This window comes from Nocardia mexicana NBRC 108244 (assembly GCF_001613165.1).
Classification (GTDB): Bacteria; Actinomycetota; Actinomycetes; order Mycobacteriales; family Mycobacteriaceae; genus Nocardia; species Nocardia mexicana.
This window is the reverse complement of sequence record NZ_BDBV01000054.1, coordinates 1-15,377: the sequence shown is the minus strand read 5'-3', so window position 1 is coordinate 15,377 and position 15,377 is coordinate 1. Positions and strand designations below refer to the sequence as shown.

The following is a 15,377-nucleotide window of genomic DNA, read 5'->3' as shown; positions in this document are numbered from 1 at the left end:
CGACCAGCATCCGCGACCGACACGAGGCGGATTCCGGCCTATTCGCCCACTTTTCGAGTCGAACCGGCAATATTGCACACCGATCGCCGACGAGTGAACGATCAGGCCGGATCAGCGGGTCCCCAGGGCCTTCGCGATCGTCGGCCAGGCCCGCGGCAGCTCGTCCTTCCAGTACGGCCACGAATGTGTGCCGACCGGATGCAGGTTCACCTCCGCCGGGATCTGCATCCGGGACAGCTTGTCGGCCAGCGCCATCGTGCAGGCGTTGGCGGCACCCTCCAGCGGGCCGCCGAACGTCACCGAGGTGGCCGAGTCCGGGCTGCCGGGGATGTCGTGCGGGCCCGGCATTCCGCTGCCCGACGACAGGTAGATCGCCTCGCCGCGCAGGCCTTCGGCGTTCACCATGACGTCGTGGGCGAGCCAGTCGGGGTCGTCCTGGTTGCCGAACATGTTGTCCGGGTCGCCGCCGTAGGTGCGCACCACCGCGCGCGCCTGCGCCTGGCCGAGGTCCGAACCCATGGCGTAGCAACCACTGTGGGCGGCCACCGCGCGATAGAGCTTCGTATTGCGCATCACCAGCATCATCGCCGCCTCCGCGCCCATCGACACGCCCTCGACGGCGTTGCGCCCGTTGCCCTGGAACTTGGCGTCGACCAGCGGCGGCAGCTCCTTGGCGAGGAAGGTTTCCCACTTGTTGGTGCCGAGCACGGGATCGGTGCGCTGCCAGTCGGTGTAGTACCCGGCCGGGCCGCCGATGGTGAAGACCACGTTGACGTTCTTGTCGGCGAAGAACGGCAGGGCGTCGCCGCGCTCGATCCAGTTGTTGTAGTCGTTGCTGGCACTGCGACCGTCGAGCATGTACAGGGTGGGGCGCGGCTTGCTCCGGTCGGCCGGGAGCAGTATCTGCACCTGCACGGTGCGGCCCATGGCCGGCGACTTCACGAACACTCGGAGCAGGCGGTCGTTGATCGGCTCGATGCGATCGATCTCGGGCACCTTCGGCGGGGAAGGTTCGGCCCGAGGCTGCGGCCCGTCGGCAGAACCGGATTCGGCCGGCGGCTGATGTTTGGGGGGAGGTTCGGCCGCACCCGGCGCCGAGAAACCGGCCGCACCGAGGATCAGTGCGGCACAGACAATGGCGGCGCCGGACAGCCGACGCCCAGCCCGGCGACGAACCATGGCCGATATCCTGCCAGAGGCGGGAGAAGACGTCGAAGTTCGTCATGCACAAGTCGTGCGAAAAGTGACCCGGGCCACAGGGGTTCGGCGTATCCTGCCCGGTCCCACTTTGAGTTAGGCTAGCCTAAGTCATGTATATCCGACTACGCATATGAGAACAGGCGGCCACGTTGGGAACACCGAAGTCGACGGAACAACCCGAGTTCGACCATCTGCTGCACTGGGTACCCGACGTCGTGGCCGCGGTTCGGGAATACAGCGCAGCCGGTATGCCCGCGGAAGCGGGTGAGGCCGCAGGCGGTTTCCACAACGGCGGATGGCGACTCGACCAGCGGTACGTCGAAATCCTCACGGTCGTGGACGAACACCAGTTCCGCTCGCACTGCTTCGCACGCGCGTGGACCGCGTTGCGGCAGTCGGCCGAGACTGCCGCACAGCTCGGCGGCGGGGCGCTCACCTTCGCGGTCAACGTCTCGGACGCAGCCGCAACGGCCGAACGGCTGCGCGCCGAGGGGCACCAGGTCCTGGAGGCCCCCGTCAGCCGCGAAGACATGGGAGGGACCGTCGGTTTCCACGAGGTCTTCGTCCTCGACGGCCCGTCGTGGGCGCCGTTCTTCATCACCTATGACCCGCCCCGCGAACAGTTCCTTGCCGACGTCCCCGCGGGCGCCTTCGACCCCGGCGATTTCGACCTCACCGCCATCCTCATCGAGACACCGGAACCCGGCCGCGCCGCTTCCTGGCTCGCCGACCTGGTGCGAATTCCCGCCCACGACAATACGATTGCGCTACCGGGCACGGCGGTGCAATTCATTCCCGGCCCGGCCGACCGCATCGTCGAGACAACCCTGACGGGACCTCACCCCTGCGACACCACCATCGCGGGCCTCCGGTTCCGCACCGCGCCCGCCGAGCCCCGCTGACCCGCGCCACCGATTGCGCACGCACCGGGTCCCACCAGTAGTCTGGGATGGCTCCGGCCTCCCGGAGCGAGGTGGGTTGCCCGAGCGGCCTAAGGGAACGGTCTTGAAAACCGTCGTGGTTCACGCCACCGTGGGTTCAAATCCCACACCCACCGCAGGTCAGCAACGCTCTTGGCGATCATGGGGCTCAGGCAGTCCGCAGTTCGTCCGCAGCAGTCCGCGCGCCAGCGTCCATACCCTCGGCCACGGCATCCAGGTCGTCCGGGAACAGATGCCCGTAACGGTCGAGGGTCAGGGTCGCCGTCTTGTGGCCCAACATCTTCTGCACGACCTTGATGTTTCCCCCAGCGCTGATCGCGAGGGACGCCGCGGTGTGCCGGAGTCCGTGCGGAACCACGCCCTTCAATCCCGCCGCCTCCACGGCCTGGTCGAACACCCACCGGAATTCGGTCGACTCCAGATATCCGCCCTTGCGACTCGGAAACACGAGCGCCGAAGGTTCACGACCCTCCAGCAGATTGCCGAGTTCCTTAACGAGCACGCTCGGCACCGGTACCTCGCGAGTGGTGTGGTTCTTCGTATCGGACTCCACGGTGCCTTGGCCCCGCACAAAAGTTGCCGAACGCGCGATGCGAATACGCCGCCTAGTGAAGTCCACGTCCGATGTCCTTAACGCTGTCGCCTCGCCGAACCGAATTCCGGTGTAGGCGAGCGTCAACACGAGAGGCCGGAAGCGACCGGCGGCCATCGCCAGCTTCAACACCTCGAGGTGGGTGAGGTAGCAGCGCTCACCGGAGACCATCGTGGGCAACTCGACATCCGCCGCCGGGTTGGTCGCGAGTCGCTTGGACTTGATCGCGAACCGAAGGACCTGGGTAAACACCTGGTAGCACTGGAGCACCCGCGACGCCGACAAGCCACGTCCCTCGAACCGGACGCTGCCCGACTCCGACAGAGTGACGATCCACTCCTGAATGTCTTCGAACTCGATCTCCCGTAGCGGCACCTCACCCCACCGCGGCAGCACGAGCGTGTCCAGCAGCGACCTGTACCCGCCCACTGTCTTGGGCTTGCGGAGCTTCTTGGTCGTGTACCACTTCTCGGCTACCACCCGGAACAGCACACCGCTACGGTCCGGATCGACCCAAGTCCCCGTGACAACTTTCGTCGTGACGTCGCCGTCCAGGAACTTCTGAGCCTCCACCTTCGTCGCGAACGCTCGCGCCCGTTCCACGCCGTTCGGGTCGACGTAGCGAGCACGCCAGCGCTTGCCCTTGCCGTACAGATCCGACTTCACCCGCTGCCGAGATTTCGCACCCGTGACCGGATCGACTACGGTGACCGTCTTGTACCAGCGATCTTCGACCCCGGAGCGAGGGTTGCGACGAACAGCCATCACGCCGCCTTCCCGCCGCGGGCCGTGCACCGTTCCTGCTCGGCGATCCATTCGGCCACTACCGACCATTTCCACACTCGCCGCCGCGGACCCATCAGAAAGCTTTCCGGGCCGTAGCCGATGTGCGCCCACCATCGCCAGGTGGCTTCGGGTATCCCGGTCCGTTCCTCTAACTGTCTCGCCCGTAGATAGATCTCGTTGTCACTCACGTCGACTCCTATGCCGCCTCATGGATTGCCGAAGTTTCTTGCGCCCCTGACGGACTGGCCGCCATGCGGGCTTTGAGGTATTCCGCGCGCCAGCGGGACCGCTTGGAGATCGCGCCCATGATCAGGTGCTCACGAAGGGGCCGGTCCTTGTCGCCTGGTTCGACCGGTGTCACCTTCAGGTGCGAGGTGTCGGGCTTGACGATGCCGACGTCGGCGAGGAGTTGCCGAACGAATTCGGCTCGGTCGGCCTTGTGGTCCGGGAGAGTCTTGCCAGACCAGCGACGCGAGACCAACACACGGCGACCCGGCAGGCCGAGCGTGTCGCGGCGATGCGCTTTGCCCTTGCAGCGACCCGGGACGGTCTTGTCGGTGGCTCCACGCGGGACGATGCCGTATTCGAGCCAGACCGGGCAGCGGGGCGAGCAGGGGACGTTCTGGAGTTCGCGGTGCAACCGGGCGTAGTGGTCCGCGGCGCGGTCCGAGCGCGGTTCCACGATTTCGCTGATGGACTTCACCAGGTACTTGGTGACGTAGCCGATGGTCTTGCCCGCCTTCTCCGGGACTACGCCCTTGATGTGCTTGCGGTCCATCTGGACGCCGAACCGGACCGTGTGCGCAGGCTCGAGGTCGTCGACTGAATCCAGGATGTCCAGCGCGTCATCCCAATAGGTCAACGGCCGGCCGTCACCGGGATCGACGAAGGTCGCGCGCTTGTGGTCCCAGATCGGTTGGTGCTGTCCGCCGTAGACGCGGTTGGCCGGATCGAACCGAGGCCACCACACCTGGTGATACGTCGCCGCGGTGACCTGTTTGAGGATGCCGCGGGAGATCGCGCCTCGGATCAGGATGTGCAGGTGCGGAGCACCGCGCTTCTGAGGTTCCACCGTCGCGAAATACTGTGCGTCCCAGCCGATCGCGCGCCGAAGGTTCTGAATCCACCGGTCCACCAGCTTGGAGAAGTGCACGATATCGCGCGCCTGCCCGGCGTAGTCATAACCGGCCGGGTTGACCGCCGAGCCGTCCGAGCACGGTTCCCCCGTGTCGCTGGTCGCACCATCGGAGTTGATCCGGCCGTACGACGGCATGGTGAGCGTGACGAACATCGACGGTTGGTGCTTGCCGTCGAACACCTTGCCGATGCTGCGTTTCTCCACCTTCTTGCGAGGCAGGTCCGGCACGTCCTGACGCCGACGAGTCGACCGCCGACGCCGATCCTTCCCCACGGCGTCCAGAGCCGGGAGACGACCACGCAGACCGGTTTCCCGCAGTTCCTCATCCAGACCCGCCACAGCCTCCCGCAGGGTCGCGGCCATATCGTCGTTGCCGTCGGCGACCGCGGTCCGGTAGTCCGCAGCCAGGTCCGCCCGTTCGGCGAGCAGTTCTGTTTGCCGTTCGGTGGGATCGGTCTTGTAGTCCACCGGCTCAGCGGCAGCGTGCCAGCCCTCTCGGCACTGCGCGATCCGCAGGGCGCGGTGGGCTTTGGCGCAGGCCGGGCACACCGATTCGATGGTGGACTTGCACGGTGCGCCCTCGTAGGTGACGGTGCCCGTGCGTGGGTCCTCCACCCGCATCGGGATCGGGCGTTGGCACACGTCGAACTTCTCGGCGGTGGCTTGCGCGATCTCGAACAGGTTCGGCATGGCCCGCCGCTGCGCAGCAGTCTGCCGAGCCGGAACGTTGTCGGTGGTGGGTTCGGTGGTCATCAAGCAGCCTCCCTCCCGGTCCGGTCGGGACCGTCGATATCGGGCAGGGTGATGGTTTCGGTGAGTGAATCCGACTGGCGCAGAACGAGTTCCATGACGCTGGGACCGGCGACGGTGGCGCGGCAGGCGTGGGCGCCGAAGGTGTGCGCGATCCGCTCGACGCGGTTGTTGTAGTCGTCGGGGCACTGGCCGGGCAGCATCCGCACCCGCAACCGATCCAGCGTTTCCCCGATCTCCACCGCCACCAGGCGCGGCACCCGCGTCGCCTCGTCATCACGGACCGTCAGGTGACAGGCGTGCAGGCGTTTGGTCCACAGTCGGCGGTAGCGCCACCAGGCCAGGAACCGGGCGCGTGCCCGCGAGGTGACCCACCGCTCGAACATCTCCGGACTCCGCCGACGCCAGAGCATGATCCCCGCGATGAACACCCCGACCACCACGACACCCTCACCCCAGCCCCACACCGCACCCACCGCCACCGCGAGCACAAGCGGCAGCGTGATCACCGGGAACAACGCCGCCCACCACACCGCGACCAACGCCACGCGAACGACCTGCCACACCAGCTCGAGCAGCGCACTCACGATCACATCGCAAGGGTCGCGAGGCTGGTTGCAATGCAATATGTTTCGTTCACGGTTCATCTGCTCTCCCCCTCCGCGACGAACAAGGTCAGCTGTCCGGCGCAGTCCCACTGCGGCACATCGGGCAGCTTCCGGCGACGGGCCTTCGCTTCGCGTACCTGGGCAGCGGCCTTCGCGACAATCGGATTCACCGGCCGCTGCGCCTGGCCCCTACTCGCACCGGTCATGCCGCCCAGCCCCCGCCGTCATCGAGACCGGCATCCCAGCCCGGCATCTCTCCGGTTTCCGCCCACAGATGTACTGCGGTGGTGATCGGGTCCAGGCCGGAGCGTTCGTAGTGGCAGCGACGCCGGGAACGGATATCGACCACAGCGTCGATCACGTCCTCTTCCATCCGCAGAGCTGCATCGTGGTAGTCGTGAATATCATTGCGAGACATGGCTACTCCTCGATCTCTGAGTCGTTGATGCCGCACACCGAGCAGACGCCCGAGCGGTTCTTACCGGCCAGCAGCCGCCGCCGCGGTTCAGGGAACCGGTGCCCGTGTTCGGCGCAACGGGCCGACGCGACGCAGCCGTCGCAGAGCACCTTGTCCCCGTCGTAGACCCACCCGACCCCGGCACCGCGACGGGCGATGTAGGCGATGGCCTCGTTCGCCGAGGCGAAACACAGCTGGTCGTAGGCGGTTTCGCTGTAGCGGTCCCCGCAACCGTCACAGAGGACCACCACATGCGCTTGCGTGACGAACCCGGAATTCATGCCGCCTCCCCCAGGTCGCCACCGGCCGACTCGTCGCCCAAGTCATCGGGATCGAAGCCCGTGTAGTCCTCGGTGGGTCCGGCGATCTCCGGTGCCGGAGAGTAGGTATCCACGATGTCGTCGGCCTGGTCGTCACTGATCCAGAACGCGCGCACCCGCACGAACTCTGTCGTGCCGTCCTCACCCACGTAGCCGACACCGGGTGTGTGTTCTGAGATCTCGTCGCAGCGTGCCCCCCGAGCCCGTGAGCCCTGCCCGTGCACCATGGTCGTTTGGGTCGGCTCGTCCAAGCGCAGCCCGATCCGGACCGGGAACAACTGCCGGTTGGGCATGGTCTCCTTTGACGGGTCCTGCAACGCAGCGACCACCGAGACCCCCGCCGCTCGGCCCTTGGACAGCAACAGCCCGGTCAGTTGCCGGAACTTCTCCTGTTCGGGGCGTTCCGCATACGACGACAGCGACGCCGCCTCATCGATGATGATCAGGATCAGCGGCTCATCGGCGGTCGGGACGAGCTTGCGGACACCGGCACGGCGCATCCGCACCAGCCGCTCATCCATCTCCCTGACTGCCTCTTCCAGCAGCGCGAGAATGGTGGGCGCTGTGGTGGCGAACCGGGTGAACAGCTTGTCTTCCCCGCGCCCGAACTCCGCGCCGCCCTTCGGATCGGCCATGCGGACATCCACCAGCTTGGCGCGGATGGCAGGACCCAGACCCGCGAGGATCGACCACAGCACCGAGCCCTTGCCTGATCCGGTGGCACCGGCGAGCAGGATGTGGGCGTAGAGGATGCGCAGCAGCCACAGGTCGCCGTCTTCGCGGAACCCGACCGGGACCGCCTCCAAGTCCACCTCGTTGGGGACAGCGGTCGACCGCGTTGTCGACGCCGCGAGAGTGTCATGCACTCGCACTTGAAGACGGACCCAGCCCGGAGCAGGCGACGAGGCTGTCACCCGCGGCACCCCCAGATACGCGGCCAACGCATCCAGAGTCTTGTCCTGCGTCCAATCCGAGAGGGACTGGCCGCCCAGCATGAGCAGATCCACCGTCAGGCCGTGGCGGTCGTAGTCCCACCACTCGACAGTCGGGAAACCCTTGTCGACCGACCCGAGACGCAGGTCGGCGAACATCCGCCACGTGTAGCCCGTCACGGCGATATGCAGGACCGCCGTGCGCAGCACTTCCGGAGCCTCAGCCATGATTTCGGCGATCGGTCGCGGCGTGTTGTGCGCAGGCAGGCGACGCCACAGGCACATCCGGGTGAACAGGCCAGCCGCACCGGCCGCAGCGACGGCGTAGGGCACCATGTCGACCACGGTCATCGCATGACCTCCTCGAACGACCCGGTGCCCAGCTCGCAGAACAGACGGCAGCCATCGGCGGCAACGGGCGGAGCCGCAGGCTCGTGGCAGAACATCAGGCACTCCGGAACCGGTTGCGGCACAGTCGTTTCCACCGGAGCGGACACCGCCGCCGGACGCACCGGAGCGTCATGGGACTCGTGGTGCGGGCCGAACATCAGGAACCCGGCGGTACCGAGTCCGGCCACGGTCATGGCACCGGCAGTGATCAAGACACTCTTCGTGTCGTCGGATAGTGGTTTCATCGAAGATCAACCCCCAGCGGGAGACGCGAACAGTGCTTCTTGTGCCTCTTGCTGCACCGGACGCGGAGGACGAATAGGCCGCACCGGAGCCACCGGGCGAGGCCGCGACATCGGCACCACGGCAGGAACGTGGGCCACCGGACGAGACTCCGGGGCAGGCGCAGGAGCCGGAACCAGTTCGGGTGCAGGCTCTTTCACCGGCTCTGTGACCGGATCGGGAGCCGGGGTGGAACGCCGCTGTTGCGCGATCCGGAACAACACCGCGAGCCCGTGCGTGTCGACCAGCAGCGAAATCGGGGCGATAGCAGCGACGAGCGCGCACGCCCACGGCGGAAGCGGCTCACCCGCCATCGCGGCGTGAATGCTGTTGCCCGCCAACGACACCAGCGCCCCGACCACCAGAACCCAGGTGAAGAACCACCGCTCAGCCGATTTCGCCAGCACCAAAGCGCCGGCAGTCGCTTGCACGATCGTGCCGTCGATGATCACCGGAAACAGCCACGCATCCGACGCCGGAATATGCGCCAGCACGGCGAGATCCCGCAACGTAGCGAAGGACAAGCGGAACGCGGCAGCGCCGACGCCCACGATCACCACGACCGCGAACACCCGCGCTGCCAGCATTCCCCGCTCAGGCGTGAACATCACGCAGCCTTCCCCACCCCATCGACCGCAGCCGAAACCGCCTCGTCCACTGCACAATCGGCAGCCAGACGCACCGCGGCGTCATGCAGCATCAGGACTTGCGGGAGCGCCTCAGCGATAGCGCGCGCGTCCTCGATCGACAGGCCCATCGTCGCGTGACCGGCCTCGGTCTTGAGCCGGACCAGCACACCCGGATCGACCACACTGCCCCAGTCGGTACGCCGCTCCGGCCAATACTCCACCTCGACACCGGCGAAGCCCGTGCTCATCGAGCTGATGTAAGAGCCCATGGCAATCACGCGGCCTTGTCGTCACGCGGACGCGACGCACCGACGTTGTTCGGAGGCTGCTTCGCCCCCGAGTTGTCACCCTTGATCCCCGTCGCCCGGTACTGATAACCCAGGTACTTGAACTCGCCCTGCCCCATCACCTTCGGCTCCGCGGTCAGCCCCTCCAGCTCGACCATCCGCCAGCCCGTACCCGGAACGATCTCCTCCGTCGACGGAACCGGCTGCACCGGCGCGATGAAGATGACCTCGAAGCTCTTCCGCTTCGCCTTGTCCTCGTGCGGATCAGTCACCGTCGCCTTCCACAACGGGTTCCCCGTACCCTCACCGGTCTTCTTGTCGATGTCGAACTCCTGCTCCGGGATCGACCGCGGATCCGGGTTGTACTTCGTCAACGGCACGATCTCGCTGTTCAACACCAGCCCCTTCGGGAACGCCTGGTTGAACCCGATCGGGAACCGGAAACCCCTGTTGATCGCCATGTTTCTTGCCTCCTTGTGACCTTGATCTCTACTGGCTTAAGCCAGAGTAGCAGTGGCTTGAGCCAGTTGCAATACTGGCTTGAGCCAGTGGGTTTGTGGCCACGCCGAGCGGCGCCGGGAGCATGCGCCGGGAGCGCGAAGAAGGAGCTGAGCAACAGAAAACGGGCCTCCGCACAGCTGCGGAGACCCGTGAGTTCTCAGAGGTTGTTATCAACCAGCAGGTTTAGCCCTACGTGCCCAGTATGGCACCACGTGCGATTTATGACCCGCCGACACAAACCGCGACGCCGAACGCGCTTCTAACAAACTTCCATACGGCCCCCACACACCATTGGGACAAGGACCACCGTGCTCACCGCAACTTCCCCCCAACGTCACAATGGCCCATTGCGTATACATTTCTTTCCATTCATCAATTTCCAATGATCACAGCCTCTCATTAGCTGATCACTCAGGCAATTCAGTAGCTACGCCGAGGATCGGGCTTCAGGTGCCCTGCTTCGATCAAGGTCCGCCAAGCCGAATTCTTGCGCGGGCACTCGTCAGTTCTGCATGCCCGATGGCGCTGCATGATCTTGTGAGCTTCATCAACACCCAGCGGATGCTCGGGAGCCTCATGCGGCCACCCGTCCGGCCAGTACCGCACGCCCGGAGTGCGCCGACGATCCCGCTCGGCGCGCCACTCCGCCTGTACTCGGTCCACGATCGCTTGGGCCGATGTCTCGTCCGGCTCAGCCTCCCTCCACCAGTCGAATCTGGCCATGTCACTCCTGCCGTAGTCGCATCATGTGGCTTAAGCCACCCCAGAGTAACACTGGCTTGAGCCAGTCTCAACACTGGCTTGGACCAGTAGTAAGGTAGGGGCATGACACAACCACCAAGGACACCGCAAGGCAGCAATACAGCGAGTCGGCAAATCGCCGCCGCCCTCCGCGCCGCCATCGAATCCGGCGAAATACAACCCGGAGCCAAGCTCCCATCCGAACGAGAACTCGCGGCCTCACATAAAGTCGCACGGAATACAGCCAGAGAAGCCATTCGCCAGCTGGCCGAATCCGGTCTGGTAACCGCGAAACACGGCCGTGGCGTTTTCGTCCGGAGCAAGCCGCGGCTGATGCGCTTCGGCCAAAGCCGCTATTCCAAGAAGCTCCGAGACGAGACTGGCGTTTCACCGTTCCACGCCGAGGTTCAAGCCCAGAAACGCACCCCGAACGCCTTCCTCACGGAAATCGGCCGAGTGGTCCCGCCGCCTCCCATCGCCGAGCGTCTACACGTCGACCCTGACAGCGAGAGCGTCGTACGCCGAGAAAACTGGTACTTCGCCGACTCCGAACCGATGCAGATCGGCGTTACGTACATCCCCTGGGAGATCGCCAAGGATTCGGTACTGGCAGACAGCGACGACCTAGGACCTGGCGACCTGTACGCACGGTTCGAGGACAAGGGGCACCTCATCACGTACACCCGTGAGGAAGTCACCGCCAGAATGGCGACCCTCAAGGAAGCACGCGGTTTGATGCTGCCTGACGGCGTACCGGTCCTCGTAGTCCTGCATACTGGCTTGGACCAGGACCTTCACCCGTTCGAAGTCACGGAGTTCACCATGAGAGCCGACTACATGGGCCTCGACTACACGATGCGGGTAGACGACTGATGAACCCAGCCGTCCGCCCGCGTGAAAGCACCGACCTCGCCGAACTCGCCAAGGTGCTCGTTCGCGTACACGCCCAGGACGGCTATCCAGTCGAAGGAGTCTCCGACCCCCACGCTTGGCTCACCCCACCCCACGAACTCGCGGCCTGGACCGCCCTAATCGATGATCAGCCCATCGGCCACATCGCACTCACCCAGGCCAGCGAAGACGACGACGCCGCCAACCTCTGGCACCAGACCACAGGACACAGCCTCACCGAGCTAGCCATCCTGGTCCGCCTATTCGTTCACCCCGACTACCGCGGCTCCGGCGCCGGAACCCTCCTCATGACCACCGCGTACAAATACGCCACAGCCCATGGCCTCGCGATAGCGTTCGACGTAATGCTCAAGGACCGCAACGCAATCCGCCTGTACGAGAAGATGGGATGTCAGCGCATCGGCACAGTCACCCACACCCACAGTGGCGACCAGGCTGAGCCCGCCGCTGTATACGTCGCACCCAGTCGTCGACCGGCTTGAGCCCAGGGACGTCCCCGCGATCGCAGCTGCGAATGTTCCGCCGTTCCTGCTTCGCACCATGCCTCACGAACGCCGCGGAGTACTGCCGAATTCAGCCATACAGGATCAAGGGCGACGGCGCGGCGCGCCGCCGCCGCACTACGGCCCGCAGCGGCTGGGCTCCGCGCGCTCCGCCCGCCGGCGCGCCGGTGCGTCGGCCACGCGCCACACCGTCACTACCTGAACCGAGATGGCTGAATTTCGATACCCGAGAAGTGTGGGCACGACGAGAGCCGTACCCGGCTTGCCTCCCGCAGTCGCTCACGAACCCGCCTGCACTCAAGCCGGTCCACCTGCCGTGGTCGCCTTCTTGGATCCGTGAACCAGGTCGGCGCTGTACATTCATCGGTTATACGTACAAAGGAGTCAGTGAGATTCGTAGCAGGGTGGAGGAGCCGCCGCAGTGACGGCAGTCGCGTGGATAGCGCTGGGAACAGCGATCCTGAGCTTCGGGTTCAACATCTACAACATGGTCAAGGCCAACCAGGACCGGGAGTGGACTCGTAACGAACTGCCACGCAAACGGAATGCGGAGCTCCGGGACGAGCTGATTGGGTATTTGGAAGCTCTTCGAACCGAGCTCAAGACAGCGTTCGAGGGAATCGCATCGGGTCGGGACTTCCCGACAGAGGTGACGCCCGAGGTCGATGGTGCTGTAAACCGTTTGGCGAACTTCTCGGAGAAGCTGAGCGATGAGCTGGAACGGGCATCGCTCAATGTCCTTACCGAAAAGGTCAGGCAGGTAGACATCCGATGGGACCTGCTGGGGAAGGAACAGCAACTCATCGACGGCGCGGCGGAACCTTTGAAGGCGAACCAGGAAGCGCCCGAGTTCGAGGGACTGAATAAGCGCTTTAAGGAGATCGAGCGGTCGATTCCCATGAAGCAAATCGATCTCCGTGAATCAATCCGGGACGCCCTGAAGGAGCTTCAAGTGAGGCTTGAGTTCCTACATTTTGCCTCTTCAACTGGCGAAACGAGACCAGGAGGCATAGGCCTGGTGCCAGTCCGATACCGCGAACCTAAGTAATCCGCGACCTCCGGCCGCGTGACCCTACTCGGTGGTGGCCTGCATTGTGTTCCCGCGTCCCTCCACCCTCAAGGGCGCCTATGGCGTCAGCTCCGCTGATGGCCTACGCCACCCTTGACCGCGGAGCCTCTACGCGAGAAAGGCAGGCCCTATGGGCAGGTGGGGAAGCCAGCCCTCTGTATGCGCAGACCACCACCCAGCAGGGCCACTCTCGGTAGCTGGCCTGTGCAAGCAGGATCAGAAGTGGATGACGCCGGACTGATCCTCATCTGCCACGAGAGCGTTCCACCCTTCGTCGGTCGCGGCCCCCGGTGGCCAGTGCGTCAAGGCCATCTAGTCCATCGGCGTCGACGACTCGCATCAGCGCCTCACCATGCATATGGAAGTTGCCCTGGAGGGCTCCGCACTTCTCGCAATCAGAGGCAATCCCGACCGTCTCGCCGTCCTGGAAGTAGTGCTGGACGATCAGCGAGGCCAGCTCGACATGGCCGGCGCGCTCCAGCACATCCCGGGCCACGGTCATTGCTGCATCGCCAAGGCGAATGACATGCTCGCCCTTGCCGGGATATACCGACGACGCACCGTGTGTGTTCGCTGCACTTCCAGCACGGCCAGGCGAAGCCGACGACGGTGACAACTGCTGAACTCATTCCGTTCCCCCACTGCGATCTGCTGAGCACTCCAGGGCGGCACATTCGGCGCTCTCCAGGCCGTGAAGGTCTCCGAATGCCGAAGAACTGGACAGACAGCGTAGATGCTCCAGCTCAAAGTGACATTCAGTTGTGTTTCGCCAGGACGGCGCAGGAGGCCGAGAAATCACACAGATCTACGAGAATGTCCAGATTGTCGACGTGACAGAACCTTCTCAAGGTTCGAAGCTGGAGACCAGCTGAAGGTTCTTCCGACTTTTCTTCGAATCAGTAGTCCGCGCTTCTCCAGGTCGCTCAAGTCATTTCTTGCCGTCTGGTCGGAAATGCCATGACTTACCATGTGAGTCTGAACAGAATACCTATTTCCTGGATTCTTTATTGCCGACTCGATCAATGCGAGTTGCCTGTGATTAAACTCGCCCTTACTTGACAGCAGACGGCGAGCTTCATGTAAATCTCCGGCCTTTCGGGCCAGATACTCATTCAAATCATCGAGAGCGCGTCGTATGACATTAAGATGATAGATTATAAAGTACGTGAGATCCCCGTCGTCCTGCTCGGTCAAAATAAATGAGCGTACATACTGCGCTGGGGCTTTTTTGAGCCTACGGGAGATTGTCACATACTCGGTAAGCCAGTAGCCCTCCTTTAGCATACTCCAGTAGAATAGCGCCCGCGCAGTACGCCCATTTCCATCCTCGAAATAGTGGTCATACCCGGTCATGAAGTGGATCGCAAGCGCTCGGACCACGGGTGGTATATACGTTTCTCCCGTGCTTGTCGCATTCGCGAAGTCACACAATGCCTGCAATCTAGACGGGAGTTGTTCGACCGGAGGAGGTGTATGCAGTACGTCGTTGTCTCTACCGAAAACTTTAACGCGGTCATCTGGGTCTGGATTGCTTTGTATTTGACCTGCCGATTCGGGGTTGTCTAGCGTGTCTGCTGTTACTATTCGATGGAGTTCACATACTAGCGCCGGCGTAAGGTTCTCATCTTTATGCTCAGCGACGAACACCATTGCATTATAATTGTTTACTATCATCTGTTCACTGCGGTCACGTGGAGGACGACCGGATCTGATCAATTCTTTGGCGACAATTCTGCTAGTCGACGCACCTTCAAGTTGACTTGACGTGATCGCTTCCTCAATTAAGGAGCTAACAACATAGCGAGTTTTTGTAGCGGAGTTAGTGACCTGTTCGGGTGCGGCAATCTGCCCACTTGCCCTCTTGGTTATTTCGTCTGTTAGCTTAAGCACTTCATCCGGAAGAGCATAGGTAAACGGCCGTCCTTCTATTGTCATGAGCGGCAGGAAGCGTTGCATACCACTCCGACTCATCTTGACAACAAGCCACCACTCTTCTGAAGTAAGATCCCCCGGCGGCTTCTTGTACCGCAACTTATCCCAGGGCAAATACGAATCAGCCGGTGATCCGAGGTTAGATACTAAGATCTCTTTGAGACGATCGCGTTCGATCGTCGTCAGTAGTTGATGTTGCTCAGGCGGCGGCGCAGGATGCATCGACCCTCCCTGTCAGGACTCCATGCTATACCCAAATCCTAACAAAATTTGGTTTTGGCTCCCCCGACAGGCTCGCTGCTGGCTGGTCGGTCGTGGAAACACTGGTTGACCTGCAGAAATGTTCTGACTCGGCCTTGGGTCGTGGCAAGAACACTGCCTGGCTCCTGGTGCTTGCACTAGGGGAC

General features: G+C 63.6%; 19 protein-coding genes and 1 tRNA gene. 5 read left to right on the top strand and 15 right to left on the bottom strand.

All coding sequences use genetic code 11. The features are described from left to right. Positions 1-111: 111 nt before the first annotated feature. Positions 112-1,179, bottom strand: a complete 1,068-nt coding sequence (locus NM1_RS22015) for an alpha/beta hydrolase (RefSeq protein ID WP_068022853.1) — start codon at positions 1,177-1,179, stop codon at positions 112-114. Positions 1,180-1,349: 170 nt separating this feature from the next. Here NM1_RS22015 and NM1_RS22010 point away from each other — a divergent pair, with 170 nt between their 5' ends. Both NM1_RS22010 and NM1_RS22005 read left to right on the top strand, forming a co-directional pair. Beyond that, positions 1,350-2,102, top strand: a complete 753-nt coding sequence (locus NM1_RS22010) for a VOC family protein (RefSeq protein WP_068022851.1) — start codon at positions 1,350-1,352, stop codon at positions 2,100-2,102. A gap of 70 nt (positions 2,103-2,172) precedes the next feature. After that, positions 2,173-2,257 (top strand) — tRNA-Ser (locus tag NM1_RS22005). 32 nt (positions 2,258-2,289) lie between these two features. Here the strand turns inward: NM1_RS22005 and NM1_RS22000 are convergent. From NM1_RS22000 to NM1_RS21955, 12 genes are read right to left on the bottom strand one after another with little or no spacing between them, the layout of a single operon-like run. Then, positions 2,290-3,498, bottom strand: coding sequence for a tyrosine-type recombinase/integrase (locus NM1_RS22000; RefSeq protein ID WP_068022849.1), 1,209 nt, complete (start codon positions 3,496-3,498; stop codon positions 2,290-2,292). After that, entirely contained in the window at positions 3,498-3,707 is a 210-nt protein-coding gene (locus NM1_RS41390; protein WP_084519895.1) for a helix-turn-helix transcriptional regulator, read from the bottom strand. Before NM1_RS41390 ends, NM1_RS22000 begins: the two co-directional genes overlap by 1 nt. A gap of 8 nt (positions 3,708-3,715) precedes the next feature. After that, positions 3,716-5,410, bottom strand: a complete 1,695-nt coding sequence (locus NM1_RS21995; RefSeq protein ID WP_068022847.1) for a replication initiator — start codon at positions 5,408-5,410, stop codon at positions 3,716-3,718. Beyond that, a complete protein-coding gene (locus tag NM1_RS21990; RefSeq protein WP_147289048.1) occupies positions 5,410-5,994 on the bottom strand; it encodes a hypothetical protein in 585 nt (194 codons plus the stop codon). The genes NM1_RS21995 and NM1_RS21990 overlap by 1 nt, the downstream gene beginning before the upstream one ends. 56 nt (positions 5,995-6,050) lie before the next feature. Further along, positions 6,051-6,221 carry a hypothetical protein gene (locus NM1_RS42435; RefSeq protein ID WP_157123979.1) on the bottom strand — a complete coding sequence of 57 codons (171 nt, stop codon included), beginning with the start codon at positions 6,219-6,221 and terminating at the stop codon, positions 6,051-6,053. Continuing rightward, positions 6,218-6,433, bottom strand: coding sequence for a hypothetical protein (locus tag NM1_RS21985; RefSeq protein ID WP_068022842.1), 216 nt, complete (start codon positions 6,431-6,433; stop codon positions 6,218-6,220). Before NM1_RS21985 ends, NM1_RS42435 begins: the two co-directional genes overlap by 4 nt. A 2-nt stretch (positions 6,434-6,435) precedes the next feature. Then, complete coding sequence (locus NM1_RS21980; protein WP_068022838.1) at positions 6,436-6,753, bottom strand: hypothetical protein; 318 nt, start codon at positions 6,751-6,753, stop codon at positions 6,436-6,438. After that, the gene (locus NM1_RS21975; RefSeq protein ID WP_068022835.1) at positions 6,750-8,075 is read right to left on the bottom strand and encodes an FtsK/SpoIIIE domain-containing protein; all 1,326 of its coding nucleotides are present in this window, start codon (positions 8,073-8,075) and stop codon (positions 6,750-6,752) included. The genes NM1_RS21980 and NM1_RS21975 overlap by 4 nt, the downstream gene beginning before the upstream one ends. Next, positions 8,072-8,326, bottom strand: coding sequence for a hypothetical protein (locus tag NM1_RS21970; RefSeq protein ID WP_068022831.1), 255 nt, complete (start codon positions 8,324-8,326; stop codon positions 8,072-8,074). The genes NM1_RS21975 and NM1_RS21970 overlap by 4 nt, the downstream gene beginning before the upstream one ends. A gap of 39 nt (positions 8,327-8,365) precedes the next feature. Then, on the bottom strand, positions 8,366-9,004 hold the full coding sequence (locus tag NM1_RS21965; RefSeq protein ID WP_068022828.1) for a DUF2637 domain-containing protein: 639 nt from the start codon (positions 9,002-9,004) through the stop codon (positions 8,366-8,368). Further along, entirely contained in the window at positions 9,004-9,273 is a 270-nt protein-coding gene (locus NM1_RS21960) for a hypothetical protein (protein WP_147289046.1), read from the bottom strand. Before NM1_RS21960 ends, NM1_RS21965 begins: the two co-directional genes overlap by 1 nt. A 26-nt stretch (positions 9,274-9,299) precedes the next feature. Continuing rightward, positions 9,300-9,773, bottom strand: a complete 474-nt coding sequence (locus NM1_RS21955) for a hypothetical protein (protein ID WP_068022822.1) — start codon at positions 9,771-9,773, stop codon at positions 9,300-9,302. Positions 9,774-10,638: 865 nt separating this feature from the next. Between NM1_RS21955 and NM1_RS21950 the strand changes: the two genes are divergently transcribed. The 3 genes from NM1_RS21950 to NM1_RS21940 all read left to right on the top strand — a co-directional run bounded on the left by NM1_RS21950 (position 10,639) and on the right by NM1_RS21940 (position 13,017). Next, a complete protein-coding gene (locus NM1_RS21950) occupies positions 10,639-11,427 on the top strand; it encodes a GntR family transcriptional regulator (RefSeq protein WP_068022819.1) in 789 nt (262 codons plus the stop codon). Then, positions 11,427-11,948, top strand: coding sequence for a GNAT family N-acetyltransferase (locus NM1_RS21945; protein WP_068022816.1), 522 nt, complete (start codon positions 11,427-11,429; stop codon positions 11,946-11,948). The genes NM1_RS21950 and NM1_RS21945 overlap by 1 nt, the downstream gene beginning before the upstream one ends. Positions 11,949-12,390: 442 nt before the next feature. Beyond that, a complete protein-coding gene (locus tag NM1_RS21940) occupies positions 12,391-13,017 on the top strand; it encodes a hypothetical protein (protein ID WP_068022813.1) in 627 nt (208 codons plus the stop codon). Positions 13,018-13,282: 265 nt separating this feature from the next. Here NM1_RS21940 and NM1_RS21935 read toward each other — a convergent pair whose 3' ends face one another. Next, on the bottom strand, positions 13,283-13,540 hold the full coding sequence (locus NM1_RS21935) for a hypothetical protein (protein WP_068022810.1): 258 nt from the start codon (positions 13,538-13,540) through the stop codon (positions 13,283-13,285). Between the two features lie 293 nt (positions 13,541-13,833). After that, positions 13,834-15,192, bottom strand: coding sequence for a Fic family protein (locus tag NM1_RS41385; protein WP_084519894.1), 1,359 nt, complete (start codon positions 15,190-15,192; stop codon positions 13,834-13,836). Positions 15,193-15,377 lie beyond the last annotated feature (185 nt).

What these genes read in the sequence shown, in the direction of transcription:
- NM1_RS21935 (WP_068022810.1), bottom strand. Translation starts at nt 13,540, where the DNA reads ATGACCGTGGCCCGGGATGTGCTGGAGCGCGCCGGCCATGTCGAGCTG.
- NM1_RS42435 (WP_157123979.1), bottom strand. Translation starts at nt 6,221, where the DNA reads ATGACCGGTGCGAGTAGGGGCCAGGCGCAGCGGCCGGTGAATCCGATT.
- NM1_RS22015 (WP_068022853.1), bottom strand. Translation starts at nt 1,179, where the DNA reads ATGGTTCGTCGCCGGGCTGGGCGTCGGCTGTCCGGCGCCGCCATTGTC.
- NM1_RS21960 (WP_147289046.1), bottom strand. Translation starts at nt 9,273, where the DNA reads ATGAGCACGGGCTTCGCCGGTGTCGAGGTGGAGTATTGGCCGGAGCGG.
- NM1_RS21985 (WP_068022842.1), bottom strand. Translation starts at nt 6,433, where the DNA reads ATGTCTCGCAATGATATTCACGACTACCACGATGCAGCTCTGCGGATG.
- NM1_RS21945 (WP_068022816.1), top strand. Translation starts at nt 11,427, where the DNA reads ATGAACCCAGCCGTCCGCCCGCGTGAAAGCACCGACCTCGCCGAACTC.
- NM1_RS21955 (WP_068022822.1), bottom strand. Translation starts at nt 9,773, where the DNA reads ATGGCGATCAACAGGGGTTTCCGGTTCCCGATCGGGTTCAACCAGGCG.
- NM1_RS21965 (WP_068022828.1), bottom strand. Translation starts at nt 9,004, where the DNA reads ATGTTCACGCCTGAGCGGGGAATGCTGGCAGCGCGGGTGTTCGCGGTC.
- NM1_RS41385 (WP_084519894.1), bottom strand. Translation starts at nt 15,192, where the DNA reads ATGCATCCTGCGCCGCCGCCTGAGCAACATCAACTACTGACGACGATC.
- NM1_RS21995 (WP_068022847.1), bottom strand. Translation starts at nt 5,410, where the DNA reads ATGACCACCGAACCCACCACCGACAACGTTCCGGCTCGGCAGACTGCT.
- NM1_RS21975 (WP_068022835.1), bottom strand. Translation starts at nt 8,075, where the DNA reads ATGACCGTGGTCGACATGGTGCCCTACGCCGTCGCTGCGGCCGGTGCG.
- NM1_RS21980 (WP_068022838.1), bottom strand. Translation starts at nt 6,753, where the DNA reads ATGAATTCCGGGTTCGTCACGCAAGCGCATGTGGTGGTCCTCTGTGAC.
- NM1_RS21950 (WP_068022819.1), top strand. Translation starts at nt 10,639, where the DNA reads ATGACACAACCACCAAGGACACCGCAAGGCAGCAATACAGCGAGTCGG.
- NM1_RS22000 (WP_068022849.1), bottom strand. Translation starts at nt 3,498, where the DNA reads ATGGCTGTTCGTCGCAACCCTCGCTCCGGGGTCGAAGATCGCTGGTAC.